We start from the raw sequence: 1678 nt of genomic DNA on the forward strand, positions 1-1678 counted from the left end.
AGGATGAAGCGGATGCCGCAGAATGGGCGAAGGCAAGCATCGCCGCGAGCGTGAGCGCAGGCATCCTGACGGGCAGAACGGAGACGACGCTGGCGCCGAAGGCGTACATGACGCGGGCGGAAACGGCGACGCTCATGAGCCGACTGCTGGAACGTTCGGGATTGATCTAAACAACACGAAGGAGTGAGAGCAATGATGAAAAAAATCGCGGTATGGGCATTGGCCATACTGCTTATCAGCAGCTTGTCAGGCTTCCAATCTTCCTACGTTCATGCCGCTCCCCATGTATTCCCGGGCGGCGACGGATCGGTGAACGATCCGTACCAGGTCGCATCGGCGGAAGACTTGGACGCGATTCGTAATTACCTGACTTCGCATTTCAAGCTGACCGCGGATATCGATTTAACCGATTATTTGTCCGCAAGCGGCTCAGGCCACAATGGAGGAAAGGGCTGGGCTCCGATCGGATCGACGAGCGAACCGTTTCAAGGAACATTGGACGGAGACGGACATATTATTTCCAATCTGTACATCGATCGAGGAACTGAAAACAATGTCGGGCTTTTCGCTAACACTTATGGTTATGCCGTATTGAAAAATATCGGCATTCAGAATGCGTCCGTTAAGGGCAACATCGTCGTTGGAGCGTTGACGGGGCGTAACAATGGAGTCATCTCCAACGCCTTTTCGACCGGAGTGGTTTCCGGTACTTACAATATAGGAGGCTTGGCGGGCAACAACGATTTGGTGATCAAAAACAGCTTTAGCACCGCAACGGTCAACAGCTCGGGGGTTGCCGGCGGACTTGTCGGAAGTCTAGCTGCTGATGCGAGCATCGAGTTATCGTTTGCCGCGGGAATAGTCAATGGGGACTTCACGGTCGGCGGAATTGTCGGGAACAAGAGCTCCTCATCCATCATTTCGGATTCTTTCTATGATATGGACACGAGCGGGATGAACGACACGGGCAAAGGAGATGGACGAACCGCCGCGCAGATGAAGCAGTCCTCTACGTATATCGGCTGGGACTTCGACAACGTGTGGCAGATCAAGGAAGGAACCAGCTATCCGAGCTTGCGAGTATTCGGCAGCGTCGCATATCCGCCCGACGCGTCGCAATTGCAATCGGCAGTGGCGGGAGACGCGTCGGTTACGCTGACGTGGTCGGGCGTTCCCGGAGCCGCAGAATACAGGGTGTATCAAAGATCAGCTTCAGGATCGTACGGCAGCGATTACACGACCGTAACCGAGCCCTCTTACACGGCAGCTTCATTGACGAACGGCACACGTTATTATTTTGTGGTTACGGCGGTCAACGAAGACGGAGAGAGCGCGCCATCCAACGAAATGAACGCGATGCCGCAGGTGCCGGCGCCGGGGGCGCCGGTCCTGCAGTCGGCAACGCCGGGAGACGGGAAGGTACAGCTAAGCTGGACGCCTGTGCCGGGAGCGGTAGACTACCAGGTGTTCCATAGCGAAGCCTCCGGTACGTACGGAAACGCTTCGGCTACCGTGACGGGCTCGGTCTATGAACTGACCGGGTTGACGAACGGCACGACGTATTACTTTATCGTGAAGGCGACCAACCCAGGCGGAGACAGCGCCGCCTCCAACGAGGTGAGCGCCAAGCCGGCTGCGCCTTCGTCGAACAATTCGGGCGGAGGAGGAGGCCCATCGG

General features: G+C 56.6%; 2 protein-coding genes. Both read left to right on the plus strand.

Annotated elements, in window-relative coordinates; genetic code table 11:
• Positions 1–170: S-layer homology domain-containing protein (locus tag ACFO1S_RS21555; RefSeq protein ID WP_378127541.1), on the plus strand; the 170-nt coding region annotated here is incomplete at its 5' end.
• A gap of 22 nt (positions 171–192) precedes the next feature.
• On the plus strand, positions 193–1678 hold a 1486-nt coding region (locus tag ACFO1S_RS21560), incomplete at its 3' end, for a fibronectin type III domain-containing protein (protein ID WP_378127540.1).

The sequence above is a fragment of the Cohnella boryungensis genome (assembly GCF_042651945.1).
Classification (GTDB): domain Bacteria; phylum Bacillota; class Bacilli; order Paenibacillales; family Paenibacillaceae; genus Cohnella; species Cohnella boryungensis.